This window comes from Kaistella sp., assembly GCF_049588135.1.
In the GTDB taxonomy this organism is placed as follows: domain Bacteria; phylum Bacteroidota; class Bacteroidia; order Flavobacteriales; family Weeksellaceae; genus Kaistella.
In genome coordinates, this window is sequence record NZ_JBAVFG010000094.1 from 1 (window position 1) to 17,190 (window position 17,190).

The following is a 17,190-nucleotide window of genomic DNA, read 5'->3' on the forward strand; positions in this document are numbered from 1 at the left end:
TCATAACTTTTCCCCGTTCCGAAATCAAACGCTTTGTTTTCCATGAAATCTACCGAAAAACTCGGGATTTTTTCCTCTCTGTCCAACGCAAAATAAAACGCAGTTTTCTTGTTTTCTTTCACGGGAAAAAAGTTGAAGGATTCCAAAACCGCTCTTACGCTAACCCTTTCTTTTATTTTTTCGCAATTCATTTTTTTCTTTTTTAAAGCAAATTTTTTAATCACCTTTTCCTTTTTAATAAAAAAAGACTTTTTATTACTTTTTTAATACTTTTAATAATTCACCAAATCGCATACTCACAAAGTATTTAACATCAATTTGGAATGAGCGCAATTCCGAATTAGAAAGGAGTGGAAATCCGAAATTGGAACGAGTATAATTCCGAAAAACCATTAATTTTAGAATGAGTGCAAATCCGAATTAAATTTTCTTTTTTTCAATAATTTTTAAGCTTATCCACAATTTCCAGTGTTTATCAACGTTTTCATTGTTTTGTAAATTTTGAAATGAGCGCAATTCCGAAAAAACAATCAAAAATTTTTCTGTATTAACATTTCTTTAACTTCAGTGAGCGGAATTCCGAATTGTAAATGAGCGCAATTCCGAAAGTGAGTTAAATCCGAATTCAAATAATCATGGGATAACCGTTCGGTACTAATTCTCCCATTTTTGTACTCCGGTAAAATTGTATGATGAGTTTCTGAATTTCATTCAGAAATAGTTTTCCTTGAAATTCCGTTGATTTAGCTCCTTTTAATCGGTTTATTTTGACGAATTCTTTGAAAGCTTTTTCTATCAATTCTCTGATTTGAGGAATATTTTTGTACTGATGAACCAACTGAATCATTTCATTTTTATTTAAACCATATCTTTTTCTGAAGTAACTTAATCTTCTTGTGATTTTTTCCCTTTGTTCAATATATACTTCGCTTGATTCTAATTGTTCTCTTTTATTTTCGGAAAAGTTGTCGTTCGAAATAGCTTTGATGTTAAAAGGAATAATGAAAATTGAATCCTTTTTGTATTTGTAATTGAAAGAAAGCGTATTGAATTTGGTCAAATTGATTCTTACTGGTTTTAGAAATTTGAAACAAAAATCATTTGCTGTTTTGTAGTTTAACCCAAATTTCTTGTTAAACGTTGAAAGTTTTAAAACCGTTCCATTTTCAGGAATTTTTGAAAGCCAAATGGCGAAAATAATATGCTTGTTGTTTCGAATATTATAGACCAAATTGTAGAGAACATAATTATATTCTGGGATAACCATTAACTTTTTCAACCAAAAACTGCTGATTAAAAACGTAGTGTAACCTCTTTGGTCATAACTTGGCGTTGAGATCAATCCTCCAAAAGTTTTAATTTCTCTTCCTTTCGAGTTGACCGATTTGTACCAACTCATTTTGAATTTGGTTAGAAATTCATAAGCATCTACGACTTGTTTTGTAGAACCACTCGGAGAAATTTTGTTGTTTCTGATTTTTATAGAAGCAAAAATGCTATTTTCAGTTTCAAACTCTTCATCAAACAGTAAGAGTTGTTTCGGACGGTCTTCCGGACGAAATTGCTCATTGCTGATAATCGAAATAATATTAAAAATTACCCGAAGCGCATTGATGGGAATATCTGCCGCTTCATGATCTTCGAAAATAAAATCATCCACGAATTGATTCCCAATACGAATTCTCTCCGGAATTTTTTCGGTTTTATTTTCAAATTCCTTTCGGATTAACCTCAAATCCTTCTCTTGAATAGCCATATTTCACTTCATGTTTATTAGGATTTCTATTTTTTGCTTAATGATTTTGGTCGATTTATATTTGGAATTGATTTTAATGACAGCGTACTACTTTCGCTTGTTTTTTTCATAAAAGGCAAAGCACTTTTTAGTGCAGATTTCCAATTGGTAATGGGTCGATCCGCATGGTTTTTCCATTCATTATTTTTCCAACTCTCATATTTTGTTTGTATTTCAAAATCTAACTGCTGATTGTAGATTTCTAATGTTTGGGCATATTCAAAAAATTCTTCCCAACTTGGAGTGTTTTTATTATTTGATTTTTCTCTTGATGATTGTGCTTCAACTTTTTGAACTGTATTTTCAAAAAGGTTTTGAATCGGTGAAACTGTTGGAGAAGGAAATATTAATTCCTCCTCTTTTTGAAAGAATTCGTCCTTCCGAATTTCTTCTTCATTTACTTTTTTAGGTTCAAAAACCGGCAAGGGATAATCTAATAATAACCTGTAATAACCTGGAAGTCCGTTTTTTGTTTGAAAATGAATTAATCCTAAGCTTTGAAGCTTTTCTTTCGTTGACTTTACCGTTTTTCTGGTTAATCCCAATTCTTTGCTTATTGCAACATCAGAAATTTGAAAATCATATCGCTCATTGTCAAAAGCAATTTTCAACAGGTATAAATACATTGAAATTCCAGTTGAACCAATTGATATTTTTTGGTTAAAACTCCAAAACCGATGTATCAATTCAAGATAATACATCTTATTATTTTCCAAAAAGTTCTAATGCTTTTTCTTTATCAATGATGATAATATTTCCGTTTTGTATGATGGCTTTATTCAATATTCCTGAGGATTTTACTTCTGACGCTTTCGAAACGGAACATCCAAGAATCTTTGCCAAACCTTTCAAACCATATTCATACTTCTTTTCAGAATTTAGATTTTTCGAAACTTCTACAAATTCCTCAACTGTCAGTTGCCAAATCGGCGTTTTCGGATCTATATTTTTCATTTGTTTATTGTTTATTGTTTATTGAACTACTCATTCGTTTAATCATTAATCATGTTATTGATTGATATTTTTTCACTTTAGAAATCCAATTTCTCGCAGCTGATTGCCAACATTTCATTGGTTTTTTATTACACAATTTCCAGTTGACCGAATGATAAAAAGAATAAAATTGATCGGCTTCATCAGGTAAAAAACCCCGTTCAGCAAAATATCGTTCAACTTCATCAATCATCGGTACAGAAAAACAGGTCTCTTCTTTTGGTAATAGTTTCTGATTTTGAAATAATTTATTTTTTCCTTTTTCTTCACTTTCAAAATCAACAATTTCAATTGAACTTCCTCTATATGGATTGTAACTGGGCGAATAAATAATAAATCCAGCACAATGCAGTTCTCTGATACATTTATGGTAAGTAGCCAGAGATTTGATTTTACTTAAATTCATTACCTCTTCACGGCAAATACGAAAAGGATTTTGAAACCGATTCATACTCCAGAATTGGAAAAGGGAAACATACATGCTGATATGAGAGGGATACAATCGATCATCCTCTATGACCCGTTCAAAAAAACTGCTAATATTTTTAGTCTGCTTCATAATTACTGACTTACAATTAATGTTTGAAACTCTTCAGCAGTTTCTGAATATCTTCATAATTGTAATACAGCGTCCCTCCTATCTTACTGTAAGATAAGGTTCCGTTGATCCTTAAATTTTGTAATGTTCCAGAAGATATATTAAGTAATTTCTTGACCTCGGAAGTCCGAAGCCATAATTTTTGTTCTGTCGACTTCGATTGAAGTAAGCTTTCGATACTTTCAAGCAGTTCAGTTTTAAACTGCTCAAGATCTTTTTTGGTTAATATTTCTAATGCCATAATTTTTGAGTTAAGGTTGAGAGTCTTCGCTGTGCTCAGAATGATCAGTGACCCTTATTCCTTTAATTTTGTTATGACAAATTTTGGTATTATTGATGGATTAAACCCACAAGGTGTACCCAAGTTGGGTATTGACATTTTAAAAGAAAGCTGAGTTAAAGGAATTATCTCCGAATTTTCTATTTAAACTTCAGAAAGCTCCAACAAAAATCAATAAAAAACTTTCCGAAAATATTGAGTTTATTGAATTACTACAAGGTGGGTGTTAAAGTCAGAAAAATTTCTTATTCATCCTGCGAATCCATTTTGTTGTTCAACAAATTTTGGAGATTATTTAAGAATTTTGTACGGGATGTTCTGTTTTTTATTTCCAGATATGTCCGATAAACATCACCGAGTTCTATATTGAAAACCGCCTCAAAATAAGCGCTGATTTCCTTGATATCGGCATTACCATTATTGAATGATCCTTTGCAGTACAATGCATAAATTAATTCAATCAGTGAAGTTTTATTATCTGTCCAGACCAGTTTTGTTTTGGGCGTGGATATTCGGTACTGCTCCTGCCCTTGCCTATTTAATTTCAGCAATTCATCATTAAGGTAAACTTCAAGAAGGTCATTTGCCATGATTTTTGCGACTTTATAATCATGAGATGTACTAAATCTTGCATCAGATTCAAAAACAAAAGAGTCTAAACTCAACTTAACGTCGAGTTTTCTACGAATAAAATATTTATGATCAAGGTACGTACTGTGGGTTCTGTAATATCCATAAAAATCGACATTTTCCTCAAAAAATTCTTTCAGTTTAGTGAGTTCTGTCTGATAGTATTTTCGAATCATCTTTTCACCACCACTCGGCTTGCGGGTTTCGATTCTATGGACTTCATTATGATATATTAATTTTGACAATATCAAGGGTTTACGGTTTTTGAAGAAATCTATTTCATCACTGTCTAAGGGAAACTTATTACGTAAAACAAAAGACTTCAGTTTTTTTAGTGCGATATTAATTTCCATCATCGATTCTTCTGCTCTTTTTAGAGGCTTATCAAATTCTAAACTTAGAAACAGTAGTCTGCTTTCCAATTCACTTACGAGATTTGCAATGAACTTAACCATAGATATTTCATTTATACTCAAATGTATTGCCCATCATTAATTCATTTGCTACACTGTAGATTAATAAACGTGAAAAGCGCAAAGAACTACACGAAAGTGTAGGTAGGTGAACATTCAAAAAAAGTAGATTTGACAAATTTTTTACAATGGACCGTTATTTAAGAAACCGCATTTACCTCAGCAACTGCGAGCAACAAAAATTAAAAAATTTCTCGATCATTATTGCCGGGAGTGGAATCGGAAGCAATATCGCGGAATGTGCACTGCGTATCGGATTTGAAAAAATATGCATTATTGATGGTGACCTCATCGAAGACTCCAATCTCAACAGGCAAAATTACACTGAAGATCAGATTGGAACTTCAAAAGCTACCGCACTTTACGAAAGGCTAAAAAGCATCAATGCGAATGCGGAAATCAGCTTTATAAATGAGTTTATAAGTACCGACAATATGCCAGAAACAGGGAGATACAATGCTGGAATCAACGCATTGGATTATACCAATGAAGCACCTCGGCTATTTGATGAATCATGTTTTAACAGTGGTATTCCAGTTTTACATCCATATAATGTCGGTTGGGGAGGATTAGTCACTGTTCTTTCACCGAAGGGACCACCTTTGCAATCAATTGAAAAATCCAGCAAATTTAATGAAGTGAATATGGTAGAATATGCCGCAAGTTACCAACGTTATTGGCAGAAACCACAGATATGGCTTGAAGAAGCAATAAGTCAATACAGAAATGAAGAACTCACGCTACCACCGCCCCAGCTTGCTATCGGATCATGGTACGTCGCCGCGATGTGTACCCATCTTTTGGTAAAAATAGCTACAGGGAAGTTTTATAAAAAATTTCCGGAGTTCTATTTGAGTTCTTTATTTCAGGAAGAAGAAAATGGAAAAAATTCTATATTAAAGTAGCTTGTTGTTTTTTACGTAAGCTAATGCTTCACCCATATTTTTAACGTGCAATTTGTCAAAAAGTTTTCTTCGATGAAACTTAACGGTATCGACAGCGATACACATTCGATCTGCTATTTGGCCTATTGTTAATCCTTGTGCATGCAGGCGAACAGTCTGCAGTTCCCGTTCCGTTAATCTACTTTTATCCATTTTATTCCATACTCCGTCGGCTAAGTCGAGTTCCCAAAATGAATCTTCGCCTGTCTTTGAAAGTAAAATATTTCCTGAAGCAACGTTTGAAGAAAGAGAAACGACACATAGTGCTTTCCATATTTTACCTTCGGAAGTAATAAATATGGGGGTTAATTTGTGATTGATCAAAATTTTGTCTTTTCCAGTCTGCAAATTAAAATCATAGGAAATACTATAATTTTTCCGGTCCTGCAATGGTGTTCTATTAAAAAAATCGAACCCTATCTCGTTTACTCTAATCAGCATTTCCAAGTCTTCCTTAGAGACATATTTAAAGTAAAAAGCATATCCCATCGCCATGACTTCCGAAGGAGTATGATTACATAGAAAAAGTGGATTATCCGACACATATTCGAACTCCTTTCTCTGATAGTCGATTACATACATGCTCATGTATGATAGTCTGGAGACGGCTCGTAGGGTTTCGAGATAGTTACCACTTTGAGCGTACTCTGCTTCCGATAAATAATTTACCGTATTCTTTCCTGAAAAGAACCTTTGTATTTCATCCATAACTAAGTGGGAATATTGTTGAACTTGTCTACACTATCGTGTAGTTTTTATGTTTATTTATCATAATCTACACAAAAGTGTAGAAAATATCTGAAAACATCATAATATTTTTACCAAAATAATGTAAATATGATACACAATATAGAATATTATACGATGTGCCACGAAAATGTAGATGAATTAATTCAGTTTGTAATTAATGAAAACCATCTTCATCATCGTGAAGTTGTAACAACTGAACAAATAAATTCAACAAGACAACTATTATGTGCTGAAGAAAAACAATATTTTAACTCTCATATTTTCGTTGCAATGTCGAATAATACCATTTGTGGGAGCATCAGAATATTCCAAAAAACAGCTACCCAAATTTTACCGATAGAAAAAAATTTTAATATTAATGTTGAAGATTTAGCTGGTGCGGGAATACCCATTTACCATATTGGCAGATTCGCAGTATCCAAAGGAGCAGACAAGAGAGGCTTCCGTATCTTCAAAACGCTTATGGTACTGGCTCTGAATGTTGCGACGCGGGAAAAAGGCGGAACTGTTTTCGCAGAATGTGACGTGAAATTATTGCGGACCATCCGGCTTCTGGGAATAGAAGCTGAAGCCATCGGCGCTCCCATTCACTATCTGGGATCAGAGACGATACCGATCCAGTTACCCTGGACGGGCTATCAAAGTTTTCTGAACAGAAACAGGGATCTGCTGCATAATGAACTGGGGATATTCTGGCAATAGTTTCCTAATATGAACCTACAGCCATGAACACTTATCATCTTGATCTTTTACAAAAGCATTTGAAAAAAGCATTAGAACGTTATTGTGTGCTTTGTGATTCATCACCGGAACGGAAGTATTTGTCGAGTGAGACTGTTTTTTCGCAAACTAAAGAAATTATCAGGCAGTATATCAGGTTGTTTCAGGCTATTCATTTTCTGGATCATCAAACCGAATATTATCATAAGGGATTTGTCTTTACCTATCAGGAGTCAGAAGAAGAACTTACCTCCAACGGAGAGTACGCCGAGATCGTGAAACTGCTCACTGAATCTTATCAGCGTATCGCCGGCTCGGTTTCCAAAGACCGTTTTTTCCTGCCCATTCATGTTCAGCGGATCAGTTCAGCGGAAATTCAGATTTTTATAGGGGTGGTCACCAAGGAGCAGCACCATTATACCATTTCCGTTGTGACCCATCAGACGGTTTACCCAAGACCTCCCGCATCGATAGGAAATAACCGGTACCGGTACCTGCTGAAAATGATGGAAATATATGATCCTGACGAGCACGGGACAGTAGAGGCTTTTGTGAACAGCAAAGGCCTGTCTTACCGTCAGGTTTCAAAAGACAGCACGGCGTTTTTTGAAAGTACCTTCTATCATCATTATCTTAAAATCAAAATGATTCCTGTGCTCGACGATCTCCTGCTGAGTACGCTTAGTTATAAAGAAATTGCCTATAAAAATGGCTTTTCAAGCTACCATCAACTCTATAGTCTGTTTCACAAAACTTACCATTTTCCGTTCAACCGTATCCCACGCATTGCATTGGAAGGCTGATTCTACCGAGGTTTTATTGATTATATGCTGATATTTTACACATATAAAGGTAAATATTACACATAAGAATGTAAATATTACACATACTTCTGCCAAAAAAGCACATGTCTTTGAAAAACGGATGTCGCAATTTTACATCATCAAACAGCGGACATGAAAAATCTGATAAAAATACTGACTATTGCCATAAGCCTCTTCTTCGCGGTTCTCTTTTCCTATGCAGCAATGAGCAAAGCCACCGATTTCAAAAACTTCCGGGATCAGCTGGGACAGTCACCGGGACTTGAGGGATACGGAGAACCTGTAGCTTACGGCATTATCGCATTGCAGACGGTTAGTGTCATCCTGCTCTGTTACCGCCCTCTCCGGTTTCGGGGTTTATGGATTACTTTCGGGATGCTGACGGTCTTTGCAGGGTATATTGGGGGAATCCTCTTCTATAGTAAGAACCTGCCATGCACCTGCATCGGACTTTTTGAAAAGATGACCTGGAAAGATAATCTAGTTTTAAATCTGGGATTAATGATCACTGCCCTCACTGGCATTATGACAATGAAGGCAGGAAGATCAAAAAAAAATAATGAAAAGCGTGCACGCTTTTCAGAGTAGAATGTCCTAGGCATTCAGTGAACTTTGTAAACATTGAATTCCTGTTTGCAATACGGACGCAAACCGGTTGACGAACCGCAATGCGACGAAGATGAACAGTCTGCCAAGAGATGGCAGAATATCCAATAAAATTATATTTAACAGGATTATAAGTGAATCTTTTAATCCAAAAAACAACAAAAATGAAAAATTTAAAGTTTATAAAAACCAACATGATGTTGGCAGCAGCGATACTAACGGCAGGAGTTACCATGTCGTTTAAAATGGCAGAAAGTAAAGCAGCTGACACCGCTTATTATTATAATAGCGAAGATATGAGTGAAGGTGCATTTCATAATGTCAGTAACTGGACAACATCCAGTAGTGCTGGAATAGGTTGTGTAACTTCAGGGTTTAGACCCTGTAGAGTAAATGTTCCTGAGAACAGTACCCTTGGTGATGTTCTTGGTTCCAAAGACAATGAAGAAGTGTTAAACATTTCAGTGAACAGAAAGTCAGCACCATAAAAGGTGAAGTGACTTTTATTAAAGGGCGGGAATTATTTCCCGCCTTTTTTATGTTATCTTGGATTTTGAGGCATCCCGGTGAGCTTGATAATATCCTCTGGAATGGCTATTGCATATCGCAAGTCATTTGGAGGTAAGGTGTATGTTTGACCATTAACCGTCCTTTTCAAAATAATATTTCTTCCGTCGCGGTTATACCTTTTCAGATCTGCCCATCGCATCCCGCGAAACAGCAACTCTTTGCGCCGTTCTCTGTAAATTATATCCAGAGCTGCAGCTTGGTTCGCTGCAGTAAAGTTGATAAAGGTTCCGGTTTTCCACCGTTGAACCAATAGTTGATTCAATTTTACCATGGCGTTGTCAAGATCATTCAACTGGGCGTAGCTTTCCGCTGCAATTAAATACAGCTCATCTGTTGCCAATATTGATGATCTTGTAGAGTTGCCAGTATAGTTCCCTTTGAACAGTATTTCTCCCAAAGCATTGGTTTTAAAATACACTACTTTTCTTAAGTCATTATTATCATAAGAATCATACATAGAAGTCGAAATTTTTGCGACATTCGTTCCTAATATGGGTGAATATGCAATAAAAGTTGGCAATAGTACTTCTACATTCATTTCCTTTATGGGATAAGAATCTGTAACATTGAGATTATTAAAATTCATTAATTGACCACTCAATGCTAAAGCTTTATTAGCATAAAGCAGTGCATTGGGATAGTCGCCTCTATAAAGATATGCCCTTGCGAGAAACCCTAATGCTGTTGATTTCGATGCCCGAGCTACGGATATCTGTTGATTTGGTAAAAGTGAAACAGCGGTGTGTAAATCCCCCAAGATCTGATCATAGGTTTGCTGTAAAGTGGAACGTACCGATGGAACATTTACGTCTGGACTTAATCTCAGTGGCAATCCCCAGTCATTTTGTGCAGTATTTTTGTTATACGCCAAGCACCAGATTTGCGTAGCTTCTAAATAGATGGACGCACGAACTGCTAAAGCTTGCCCCCTTACATTATCTGCATTGGCAATGTGGTACTGTTCCAGATTATTCAGAACGGTATTGCAAATATTTATTCTTGTAAAGCAACTTCTCCAATCGTTTCCACTTCCTCTTGCTACCAAATCCGGTTGCCAGGTATAGAGTCGCTTATCCGCTTCATAACTTACTCCATTATAGTCACTGTCGATAATATAGAGGTCGTCTGCGGAAATTTCTCCGCTGATACTATTGTCGCCTAATAGATTAGTAATTCTATCTAAAAGTGCTTGATTATCCTGCAGTGTTTCGGGAGTAACCAGCTTGGTATCAGATTTTTCCTCTAAATATTCTCTGCATGCGGTCATTGAAAACAGCGAAGAGATCAAAATGAGTACTACTATTTTATTTTTCATGATGATTGGTTTAAAATTGGGCACGAAGCCCTAATGAGTATGAAGTGACAGGTCCCAGCGAGTACGTTCCCCAATTATAATCAGGGTCTATACCTGCTTTATTCGCCTTCCACAGAAGCCCCAGATTATTAATGGAGCAATAGAGATGTAAGTTTTTCAAGGGGCTATTTCGAAGGGTTTCCTGTTTGATCTGATATCCAATATTGATATATTGTAAGCGGATATGATCTCCCTTTTCGACCAATACTGCAGAGCCATTATAAAAAGCATCCCTTGCAGAATTCGAAGTGAATGAAACAGCTGGGATATCTGTTATGATTTCATCACCGGGCTTTTGCCATCTCTTCGCAAAATCGCTATGCCCGTCCCTGCTGCTGATCAGGGAAGTGTAATTGATGGAGTTTCTGCGGAACCAATAACCTAATTTGTAGGTGATTCCGATATCGAAACTGACCTGTTTATATTTTAAGGAATTAATGAAAGATCCGAAAGTGGTAGGCACTGCGGAACCAAAGTACTGCAGATCTTCGATCCCTTTATCGGAAGCCATTATTTTTGTGTAGTCTTTACTGATTTCACCATTCAAATATCCTCTGGCTTCGCCGGTATTCGGGTCAAGACCTGCCCATTTGTAAGCAAAAACGGAATAAACCGGAAGACCAACGATGCCTGATATCGGAGCTGTATTACCTGCAGCCGGCACAAAGTTGCTCGCAAATGTATTAGGAAGATAATAATCGGTAACCTCATCCTTATTGGTGCTGAAATTGAAAATACTGTTCCATTTGAATGCTTTATCAATATTTTTTGTATTCAGCACCACATCGATCCCGTTTCCGCTTATGCCAGCAACATTCCATAACAAAGTAGTAATCCCCGTGGTGTAATCGATCGGTGCCCGCCCAAACAAATTGCTTCCTTTTTTGATATAATATTCAAATGATCCTGAAATACGGTGGTTTTCCGTTTCAAAATCGACCCCGAAATTAATCATTCGAAGCATTTCCCATCGGAGCTGGGGATTAAAATACTGATCAATTCTCGCAGTAGGTTCTCCGGTATACATTGACACATCAGGATCATAAGCAATTGTTGTTACCGCTACCATTGCAGGATCAACATTTCCGCTGTATCCAACCGATCCCCGTAATTTGAGAGCAGGAAGCCACCTCAGCTTATAGAAACTTTCGTTAGAAATGTTCCATGCTGCTCCCGCTGACCAAAATGGGTTCCACTGATCGTTGGTTTTCAGTCCGAAAAGATTACTTGCATCTCTTCTTAAACTTCCGGATACCGTATATTTTTTATCAAACGTATAAGCAGCATTTGCATAAAAGGATAAAAAATTTAGACGGGTTTCACGAAGTGAACTATTTTTTTGGATAAAATTATTGTCTCCCGTTACGAAATTTGGGTAGTCGTGGGTGTAATCTACTACCGCACTCGACAAATCATGTTGATTGTATCCGTAGTATCGGTTAGTTTCATATTTTGTGACGGTTGAGCGGGTCTCTCCTCCTGCGATGGCTGAAATTTGATGTTTTCCGAAAGCAGCATTATAGTTCAGCTGTCCACGAACATTATTAATCGCAGCCTGGGTATTCCCTTTATCAAGAATACCCCCTTTAGGGATGATGAATTTAATGGTTCCATCGCTATTACGCTGGGCAAAACTATTGATCAGGTATCTTGTACTGTAACTTTCCTCATCTTTTATTGAAGAGCTTTGTCCGTTGAGACTTTGGTACTGGTATTTAACATCAGCATCCAGCCCTTTCAGCAGTTTATAATTCGCGCCTGCATTGATGATGATCTCGTTGCTGTTGTTTTTTGACTGATTATTTTGCCAGTCGGTAAGCGGGTAATAATTCCAGTCGAGCAAACCCTGTCCCGCGAGACTGTTTTTATAATTTTGGTCATAGTCGGCATTCACTGCTAATGGATGACCTGCGCTATCTGCAAATTCCAAATAAGGAATTTTCCAGTTTCCTTTCATAGTAATGCTGTTATAAGCACTTCTTCCGCTTTTGGAATCGGTATTGGAAAATTGCACACCCGTGGTGAGGGTTAACTGATCAATGGGTTTCCATACATTTTGGAATCTGGTATTCAATCTTTGGTATTTTTCACCCAGGTTTCCGGTATTATCATCAAAACCGATGAAAGAGGTCCACGAGAAGTTTGGAAAACCCCCAGAAACATTTACTGCATATTGCCTGTTTTCGAGGGGCAAATACATGTATTTCCGATATTGATCGCGCACATCAACCGAGCGAAGCCTGTCTATTTGTTGCATGGCTTGTTCGTGAGAAATGAGGCCTTTCTTTTCTTTGTTCAACAAATCTACTACCGGCGTCAATACCGGATGATTGGAAGAATTGATATCGCTATTGTAATAGCCATTTTTAAAAAGCTGCATTTCTACATCAATAAAATCTGAGCTCGATATTTGCCTGCTGTAACTGAGATCAGGTTTGGAACTTAGGGTGGTATTGGCGGTAAATTCCATAGAAAGCGGCTGATTGAATTTGGAGCCTTTGGTGGAAATCACAATAACACCATTGGCTGCTTTGGCCCCCCAAATGCTGGATGCGGCAGCATCTTTCAATACGGTAATACTTTCTACCATATTGGGATTGATACGGCTGAGGTCTCCCTCATAAGGGAAATTATCTACCACGATCAAAGGGGTTTTGGGACCCTGCAAGGTACTTAGTCCTCTGATCATGAGTTGCCCTTTTTCAGTAAGTCCGGTACTCACGCTCAGTCCGCTGGTAATTGCCGGTAGCCGATCCATCAAATTGGTGGTTACCTGCTGTTGCAGGAGTTCGTTGCTCACAGAAGAGAAAGAACCTGTTGCGCGTTCTTTTGGTATTTTCTGATATCCGGTCGAGAGTCTTACTTCTTCGATATCGATCAGTTTTGGAGATAAGTACACCGTAAGCAATTGCTGTTGCGAGAGGTCGGTAATAAGATCCCTCGTTTTGTAGCCCGAACCGGAAAAAATGATGGGTATTGAATTAGACTGACTTTCACCAACCTTAAGGCTGAAACGACCGTCATGATCAGAAACGGCGATCAGCTTTGTCTCAGGGACTGAAATCCGAATTCCGGCGATTGGTTTGCTTGTGACGGCATCCAATACCAAACCGGTCAGCTCTTGCTGCGCCAGGATGGTAATGCTGCTGCAGATCATGGGCAATAATAAAAGTTTTTTCATAATATCCTATGGTTTTAAGGTTTTTTTATCTTGAATTACCAATACGTTGAGGTCTCTTTCGGTCTCCTCTAAAGACAGATCGTAGGCAGCAAGTTCTTTTTGCAAAGTTTTCAGATCTTTTACTGCAGAAAAATACAAATCCACCTTCCCTTTATAGCCGGTCTCGTCGATGACAGGAAGCGGGGTAATATCATTATTGGCATTCATCGGCGAAAGCATAAAGTCTAAAATAGCGTTCTGCAATACAGAGGGGTTTTTCAGAAAAGCGTCGGTGAATACACCGCCTTTAGTTACTATTTTATCTTTGTTCGATGTTCTTTTCAGCACCAGACATCGCATAGGTTTTTTCTGAATGGAGGCATCGTATGCTGTATTTTCATTGATCATCCGCAACATCCTGGGATACAGAGAATCAGATTCCGTTTTTGAAACCAGGTAATCGATATTGTATAATTTAGACTCTGTTTCATTGTCGGTCGTAAAGTCAATTTCTTTTGGAGCGTGAACCAAACTAATCATCCGTTTGGTGCTGAAATGATCGCCATGCTGGTTGAATATTTCGCTTGCAATGGCTCTGTAAATTTCCATTAAGGAAAGATTGGTAAATTGCCTGCCATAGGTTTTACCATTGGCTCTATGAAACCTTGACCCAAATCCCAACCCTCTTATCCGGCCTTTGCCAAAAAAAGTATAGTTGGTGAGAACAAATCCTTTTTCAAGATTGATATCCGGCGACAACATGAGCGGTCCATCGTCGTCACGCTGCACAACAGTCTGCAATGAAGATTTCGCGCCATCGAGCACTTCCGCAACCGTGTTTTCGGTTACCTGATCACCGTCTGTGGTATTAAGCAGTTTCCCGTCTTTGATCCACACGATGAAGGGAACACCCACATGGGGAAACAGCTTTTTGAAGAGCAGGTCATCTGAAACGGAAGAAACTCCCTTGAATCGTTGACCGTTTTTAGATGCAAAGAATTTTTCGAGGGTAGCGCGATCCTGGCTGCTTACCGCAACAATTTTGATGCGGTCTCCGTATTTCTGCTGAAGCTTTTCCATTTTAGGAAACCCCTTCAGGCAGCTGCTGCACCACGTCGCCCAAAAATCCAGCAGGATCAACTTATCCCGGTCTTTGGCCAAGGTGGTTGTTTTATTGGGACTGTTGACCAGCGGCAATGACGTTGTCCACACTTCTTCGGGAATAACATCGCCGATTTTCAGGGCTTTTTGCTGGGCAGGCATCTGCAGAAACAGCAGGGCCAGAAATGAGAGGGAAAGGATTTCCCTGCAAAACTTTTTTTTCATAGTTTTGTTAAAGTTTTAGTTATACTTAATTAATACTGTGCTCTTTCCTGCGGTGGGCAAACTTTAGGGGAAGGGCGTTTTTTTTGATAGATGATAGATTAAAGATGATAGACAATAGACCTACATTATTAGGTTATTGATCTAATTCTTCTACTTCTATTTATTATCTGATTTCATGGTTTTTTTGCGACTTTGCTCGCAATGATGATTTCTGATTTTCATAATGGGTTTTTCATACACTGCTCATGCTTTATCCATGCTTTATCCATGAAGTATCTATGCTTTATGTACGGGTGAACCTCGGGAGTGAGTTGTGTTGATGGTACTTTTCACCTCTTTTTCACCTTTGATTTGGGCTTCGGCTTCGCTCAGCCACCAAGAAAGATTCGCTCAGTTACCGAAATTCTTCAGATCTGCTTTAGGGGAAAGCGTGTAGAAACACTTTTTCGAGTGGGGTTACTTTCCCGCTAAAGACAAATCCTTTAAAAGAGCTTTGATATGAATGTGAGTGTAGCTCTAAGTATCGTTGAAATAATAAAAATAAATCTTCATGATGAATACATTAAAAGTTTTTGATACAACGTAGTCTTTAACACAAGACCATTTCCCGAGTAAGTGTACTGCCACAACATCCAGCACCCGACATCCCAATTCCAGCCAAAAAGCAACTAACACTACCCGCCTCTCATCGCCTTTTCAATTTCATTTGGTTAATTGGAAGAAAGAACCTATTTTTAACGTGCGAGTTTTTTATAGTCTTTCATCTTACCACAAACCTCTTTTGGGGCTTTGGTGCGGTTAATGGGCAATTGGATTTTATAGATTTTGTGGCAGCACATTATCTCTTACCCTTTTACATTGGCGGGTATAGCGTTGGTGATCTTTTATAAAATCTGGGTGAAGCGGTGAGAACCTTTAGGTTCTTCTGATTTTAAGGAGGTAGATAGGTCGTTCTCATAATATTCTTTTTAATGTTAAAATTATGAGTCCAGAGAAAAGTGCTATAAATAAAATAGCGGAGGATAACCCCTTACCTTCCACTGCCAAACGGGCACGACCAAGCGCCACAGACACAGCTTCCGGCAAGGGACTATCCCCCGCATTTTGCAAATGTACAAAATCAACGGGGAATTTAATTCCCTTGGGTTCCGTGTCTTAAAATTGGTCGTTTAGTTTGGCGGAACTCATTAGTTACTCATAGAGTATCTATAACTAACTGAAACAAAGATACAAATTAAATCGTAATAAGCAAATTTTACTTAAAATATTTAATACTTGAAGATTTTGATTACAGAAAATAATAGAATTAGAGCAATAATAAAGAAATATCGTAAACAATATAAGTTTACGCAAAATGAAATTGCACAACTCTCTGGATTAACCCAAAGTGCTTATAGCGCAATAGAAATAGCAAAAGGAAATATTGATTTTGATAGGACAAATTGCATTGCTAAAGCATATGGAATCGAAATTTGGGATTTCATCAACCCTAGTAAAACGATGCCAGAAATCAAAGATCTACCCAACGCCACTAGAATAATCGCATTGTTAAAGAAAGATAAAATTATTTCAAATGCAAAAACCAATCTTAATCTGCCGGAAAGAATTGTGACAATTCTAAATTCGAATAAACTTTCTGAGCAATTTACTTCTTCTGACATTTGGAAAATGCTGCCAATAGAAGTTAGGGATTCTATAAAAACAACGAGAATCACCGATACTATTTCTAGAGAAGCATTTAGCAATGTTATTGCCTTTACGGGGCAAAAACGGGGCAAAGAAAAAATATACCAAAAGATTAAGTAAATATTCTTGACAAAAAACTTTCTTTTATCAGTTTCTTTTTGTTTTTACGGGAAACCGTAATTGAGATTGAAAAGTTGTTTGTATTTTAGACGTTAGAAAAAGTTTCGTAAGTAATTTGGTGTGCCACGTGATTTAATCCGACCGTCATCCAAACCCTCCTTTAGAAGCTATCCTTGTAATAATACATCTTTACCTTCATATTTCCATTTATTTTTTATTTTTTTAAAATAGTAAATATCCATTTTTTGGCCTACACTTCCTTTTATTCCTTTATTTACAATTATAAACGCTTCATTTTTATCAGTATTTAAATAAAAATTAGACATTTGAATCGCAATAATACGAGGAGATAATTCATTTC

General features: G+C 37.2%; 17 protein-coding genes and 1 pseudogene. 6 read left to right on the top strand and 12 right to left on the bottom strand.

The features are described 5' to 3' along the window. The 7 genes and pseudogenes from WBY99_RS05560 to WBY99_RS05590 all read right to left on the bottom strand — a co-directional run. Nucleotides 1-191 (bottom strand): annotated as a pseudogene (locus WBY99_RS05560) (toprim domain-containing protein); the annotation flags it as partial. Nucleotides 192-625: 434 nt separating this feature from the next. Next, the gene (locus WBY99_RS05565) at nucleotides 626-1,756 is read right to left on the bottom strand and encodes a hypothetical protein (protein ID WP_423975343.1); all 1,131 of its coding nucleotides are present in this window, start codon (nucleotides 1,754-1,756) and stop codon (nucleotides 626-628) included. Nucleotides 1,757-1,782: 26 nt separating this feature from the next. Then, nucleotides 1,783-2,496, bottom strand: coding sequence for a hypothetical protein (locus WBY99_RS05570; RefSeq protein WP_423975344.1), 714 nt, complete (start codon nucleotides 2,494-2,496; stop codon nucleotides 1,783-1,785). A gap of 4 nt (nucleotides 2,497-2,500) precedes the next feature. Beyond that, nucleotides 2,501-2,749, bottom strand: a complete 249-nt coding sequence (locus WBY99_RS05575; protein WP_133440917.1) for a DUF3853 family protein — start codon at nucleotides 2,747-2,749, stop codon at nucleotides 2,501-2,503. A 49-nt stretch (nucleotides 2,750-2,798) separates the two neighbouring features. Further along, nucleotides 2,799-3,239: a hypothetical protein gene (locus tag WBY99_RS05580; RefSeq protein WP_423975345.1), complete on the bottom strand. Its 441-nt coding sequence runs from the start codon at nucleotides 3,237-3,239 to the stop codon at nucleotides 2,799-2,801. A gap of 124 nt (nucleotides 3,240-3,363) precedes the next feature. After that, on the bottom strand, nucleotides 3,364-3,627 hold the full coding sequence (locus tag WBY99_RS05585; RefSeq protein WP_423975346.1) for a helix-turn-helix domain-containing protein: 264 nt from the start codon (nucleotides 3,625-3,627) through the stop codon (nucleotides 3,364-3,366). Nucleotides 3,628-3,911: 284 nt separating this feature from the next. Then, complete coding sequence (locus WBY99_RS05590; protein WP_423975347.1) at nucleotides 3,912-4,751, bottom strand: RteC domain-containing protein; 840 nt, start codon at nucleotides 4,749-4,751, stop codon at nucleotides 3,912-3,914. Between the two features lie 146 nt (nucleotides 4,752-4,897). Here WBY99_RS05590 and WBY99_RS05595 point away from each other — a divergent pair, with 146 nt between their 5' ends. Next, entirely contained in the window at nucleotides 4,898-5,674 is a 777-nt protein-coding gene (locus tag WBY99_RS05595; RefSeq protein WP_423975348.1) for a ThiF family adenylyltransferase, read from the top strand. Here the strand turns inward: WBY99_RS05595 and WBY99_RS05600 are convergent. Then, nucleotides 5,666-6,421 carry a response regulator transcription factor gene (locus tag WBY99_RS05600; RefSeq protein WP_423975349.1) on the bottom strand — a complete coding sequence of 252 codons (756 nt, stop codon included), beginning with the start codon at nucleotides 6,419-6,421 and terminating at the stop codon, nucleotides 5,666-5,668. The genes WBY99_RS05595 and WBY99_RS05600 overlap by 9 nt on opposite strands. A gap of 129 nt (nucleotides 6,422-6,550) precedes the next feature. Here WBY99_RS05600 and WBY99_RS05605 point away from each other — a divergent pair, with 129 nt between their 5' ends. The 4 genes from WBY99_RS05605 to WBY99_RS05620 all read left to right on the top strand — a co-directional run bounded on the left by WBY99_RS05605 (nucleotide 6,551) and on the right by WBY99_RS05620 (nucleotide 9,101). Then, a complete protein-coding gene (locus WBY99_RS05605; protein WP_423975350.1) occupies nucleotides 6,551-7,165 on the top strand; it encodes an N-acyl amino acid synthase FeeM domain-containing protein in 615 nt (204 codons plus the stop codon). Between the two features lie 23 nt (nucleotides 7,166-7,188). Beyond that, nucleotides 7,189-7,986: a hypothetical protein gene (locus WBY99_RS05610; protein ID WP_423975351.1), complete on the top strand. Its 798-nt coding sequence runs from the start codon at nucleotides 7,189-7,191 to the stop codon at nucleotides 7,984-7,986. A 153-nt stretch (nucleotides 7,987-8,139) separates the two neighbouring features. Further along, complete coding sequence (locus WBY99_RS05615; protein WP_423975352.1) at nucleotides 8,140-8,595, top strand: MauE/DoxX family redox-associated membrane protein; 456 nt, start codon at nucleotides 8,140-8,142, stop codon at nucleotides 8,593-8,595. 152 nt (nucleotides 8,596-8,747) lie between these two features. After that, on the top strand, nucleotides 8,748-9,101 hold the full coding sequence (locus tag WBY99_RS05620) for a hypothetical protein (RefSeq protein WP_423975353.1): 354 nt from the start codon (nucleotides 8,748-8,750) through the stop codon (nucleotides 9,099-9,101). 53 nt (nucleotides 9,102-9,154) lie between these two features. Here WBY99_RS05620 and WBY99_RS05625 read toward each other — a convergent pair whose 3' ends face one another. The 3 genes from WBY99_RS05625 to WBY99_RS05635 are packed head-to-tail and all read right to left on the bottom strand — an operon-like array spanning nucleotide 9,155 to nucleotide 15,023. After that, nucleotides 9,155-10,498 (bottom strand): RagB/SusD family nutrient uptake outer membrane protein, encoded by a 1,344-nt coding sequence (locus WBY99_RS05625; RefSeq protein WP_423975354.1) that lies wholly within the window; start codon nucleotides 10,496-10,498, stop codon nucleotides 9,155-9,157. Between the two features lie 10 nt (nucleotides 10,499-10,508). Next, the gene (locus WBY99_RS05630; protein WP_423975355.1) at nucleotides 10,509-13,718 is read right to left on the bottom strand and encodes a SusC/RagA family TonB-linked outer membrane protein; all 3,210 of its coding nucleotides are present in this window, start codon (nucleotides 13,716-13,718) and stop codon (nucleotides 10,509-10,511) included. Nucleotides 13,719-13,724: 6 nt separating this feature from the next. Next, nucleotides 13,725-15,023 (bottom strand): TlpA family protein disulfide reductase, encoded by a 1,299-nt coding sequence (locus WBY99_RS05635; protein ID WP_423975356.1) that lies wholly within the window; start codon nucleotides 15,021-15,023, stop codon nucleotides 13,725-13,727. A gap of 1,275 nt (nucleotides 15,024-16,298) precedes the next feature. Between WBY99_RS05635 and WBY99_RS05640 the strand changes: the two genes are divergently transcribed. Continuing rightward, complete coding sequence (locus WBY99_RS05640; protein WP_423975357.1) at nucleotides 16,299-16,829, top strand: helix-turn-helix domain-containing protein; 531 nt, start codon at nucleotides 16,299-16,301, stop codon at nucleotides 16,827-16,829. Between the two features lie 167 nt (nucleotides 16,830-16,996). On the opposite strand, the gene WBY99_RS05645 is transcribed toward WBY99_RS05640, so the two are convergent. Then, nucleotides 16,997-17,190 (bottom strand): hypothetical protein (locus WBY99_RS05645; RefSeq protein WP_423975358.1); only part of this gene is annotated, 194 nt, incomplete at its 5' end.

Excerpts from the sequence above, each read along its gene's own strand:
- WBY99_RS05580 (WP_423975345.1), bottom strand. The coding sequence starts at position 3,239 with ATGAATCGGTTTCAAAATCCTTTTCGTATTTGCCGTGAAGAGGTAATG.
- WBY99_RS05565 (WP_423975343.1), bottom strand. The coding sequence starts at position 1,756 with ATGGCTATTCAAGAGAAGGATTTGAGGTTAATCCGAAAGGAATTTGAA.
- WBY99_RS05605 (WP_423975350.1), top strand. The coding sequence starts at position 6,551 with ATGATACACAATATAGAATATTATACGATGTGCCACGAAAATGTAGAT.
- WBY99_RS05575 (WP_133440917.1), bottom strand. The coding sequence starts at position 2,749 with ATGAAAAATATAGATCCGAAAACGCCGATTTGGCAACTGACAGTTGAG.
- WBY99_RS05595 (WP_423975348.1), top strand. The coding sequence starts at position 4,898 with ATGGACCGTTATTTAAGAAACCGCATTTACCTCAGCAACTGCGAGCAA.
- WBY99_RS05600 (WP_423975349.1), bottom strand. The coding sequence starts at position 6,421 with ATGGATGAAATACAAAGGTTCTTTTCAGGAAAGAATACGGTAAATTAT.
- WBY99_RS05630 (WP_423975355.1), bottom strand. The coding sequence starts at position 13,718 with ATGAAAAAACTTTTATTATTGCCCATGATCTGCAGCAGCATTACCATC.
- WBY99_RS05635 (WP_423975356.1), bottom strand. The coding sequence starts at position 15,023 with ATGAAAAAAAAGTTTTGCAGGGAAATCCTTTCCCTCTCATTTCTGGCC.
- WBY99_RS05615 (WP_423975352.1), top strand. The coding sequence starts at position 8,140 with ATGAAAAATCTGATAAAAATACTGACTATTGCCATAAGCCTCTTCTTC.
- WBY99_RS05590 (WP_423975347.1), bottom strand. The coding sequence starts at position 4,751 with ATGGTTAAGTTCATTGCAAATCTCGTAAGTGAATTGGAAAGCAGACTA.
- WBY99_RS05625 (WP_423975354.1), bottom strand. The coding sequence starts at position 10,498 with ATGAAAAATAAAATAGTAGTACTCATTTTGATCTCTTCGCTGTTTTCA.
- WBY99_RS05610 (WP_423975351.1), top strand. The coding sequence starts at position 7,189 with ATGAACACTTATCATCTTGATCTTTTACAAAAGCATTTGAAAAAAGCA.
- WBY99_RS05570 (WP_423975344.1), bottom strand. The coding sequence starts at position 2,496 with ATGTATTATCTTGAATTGATACATCGGTTTTGGAGTTTTAACCAAAAA.
- WBY99_RS05585 (WP_423975346.1), bottom strand. The coding sequence starts at position 3,627 with ATGGCATTAGAAATATTAACCAAAAAAGATCTTGAGCAGTTTAAAACT.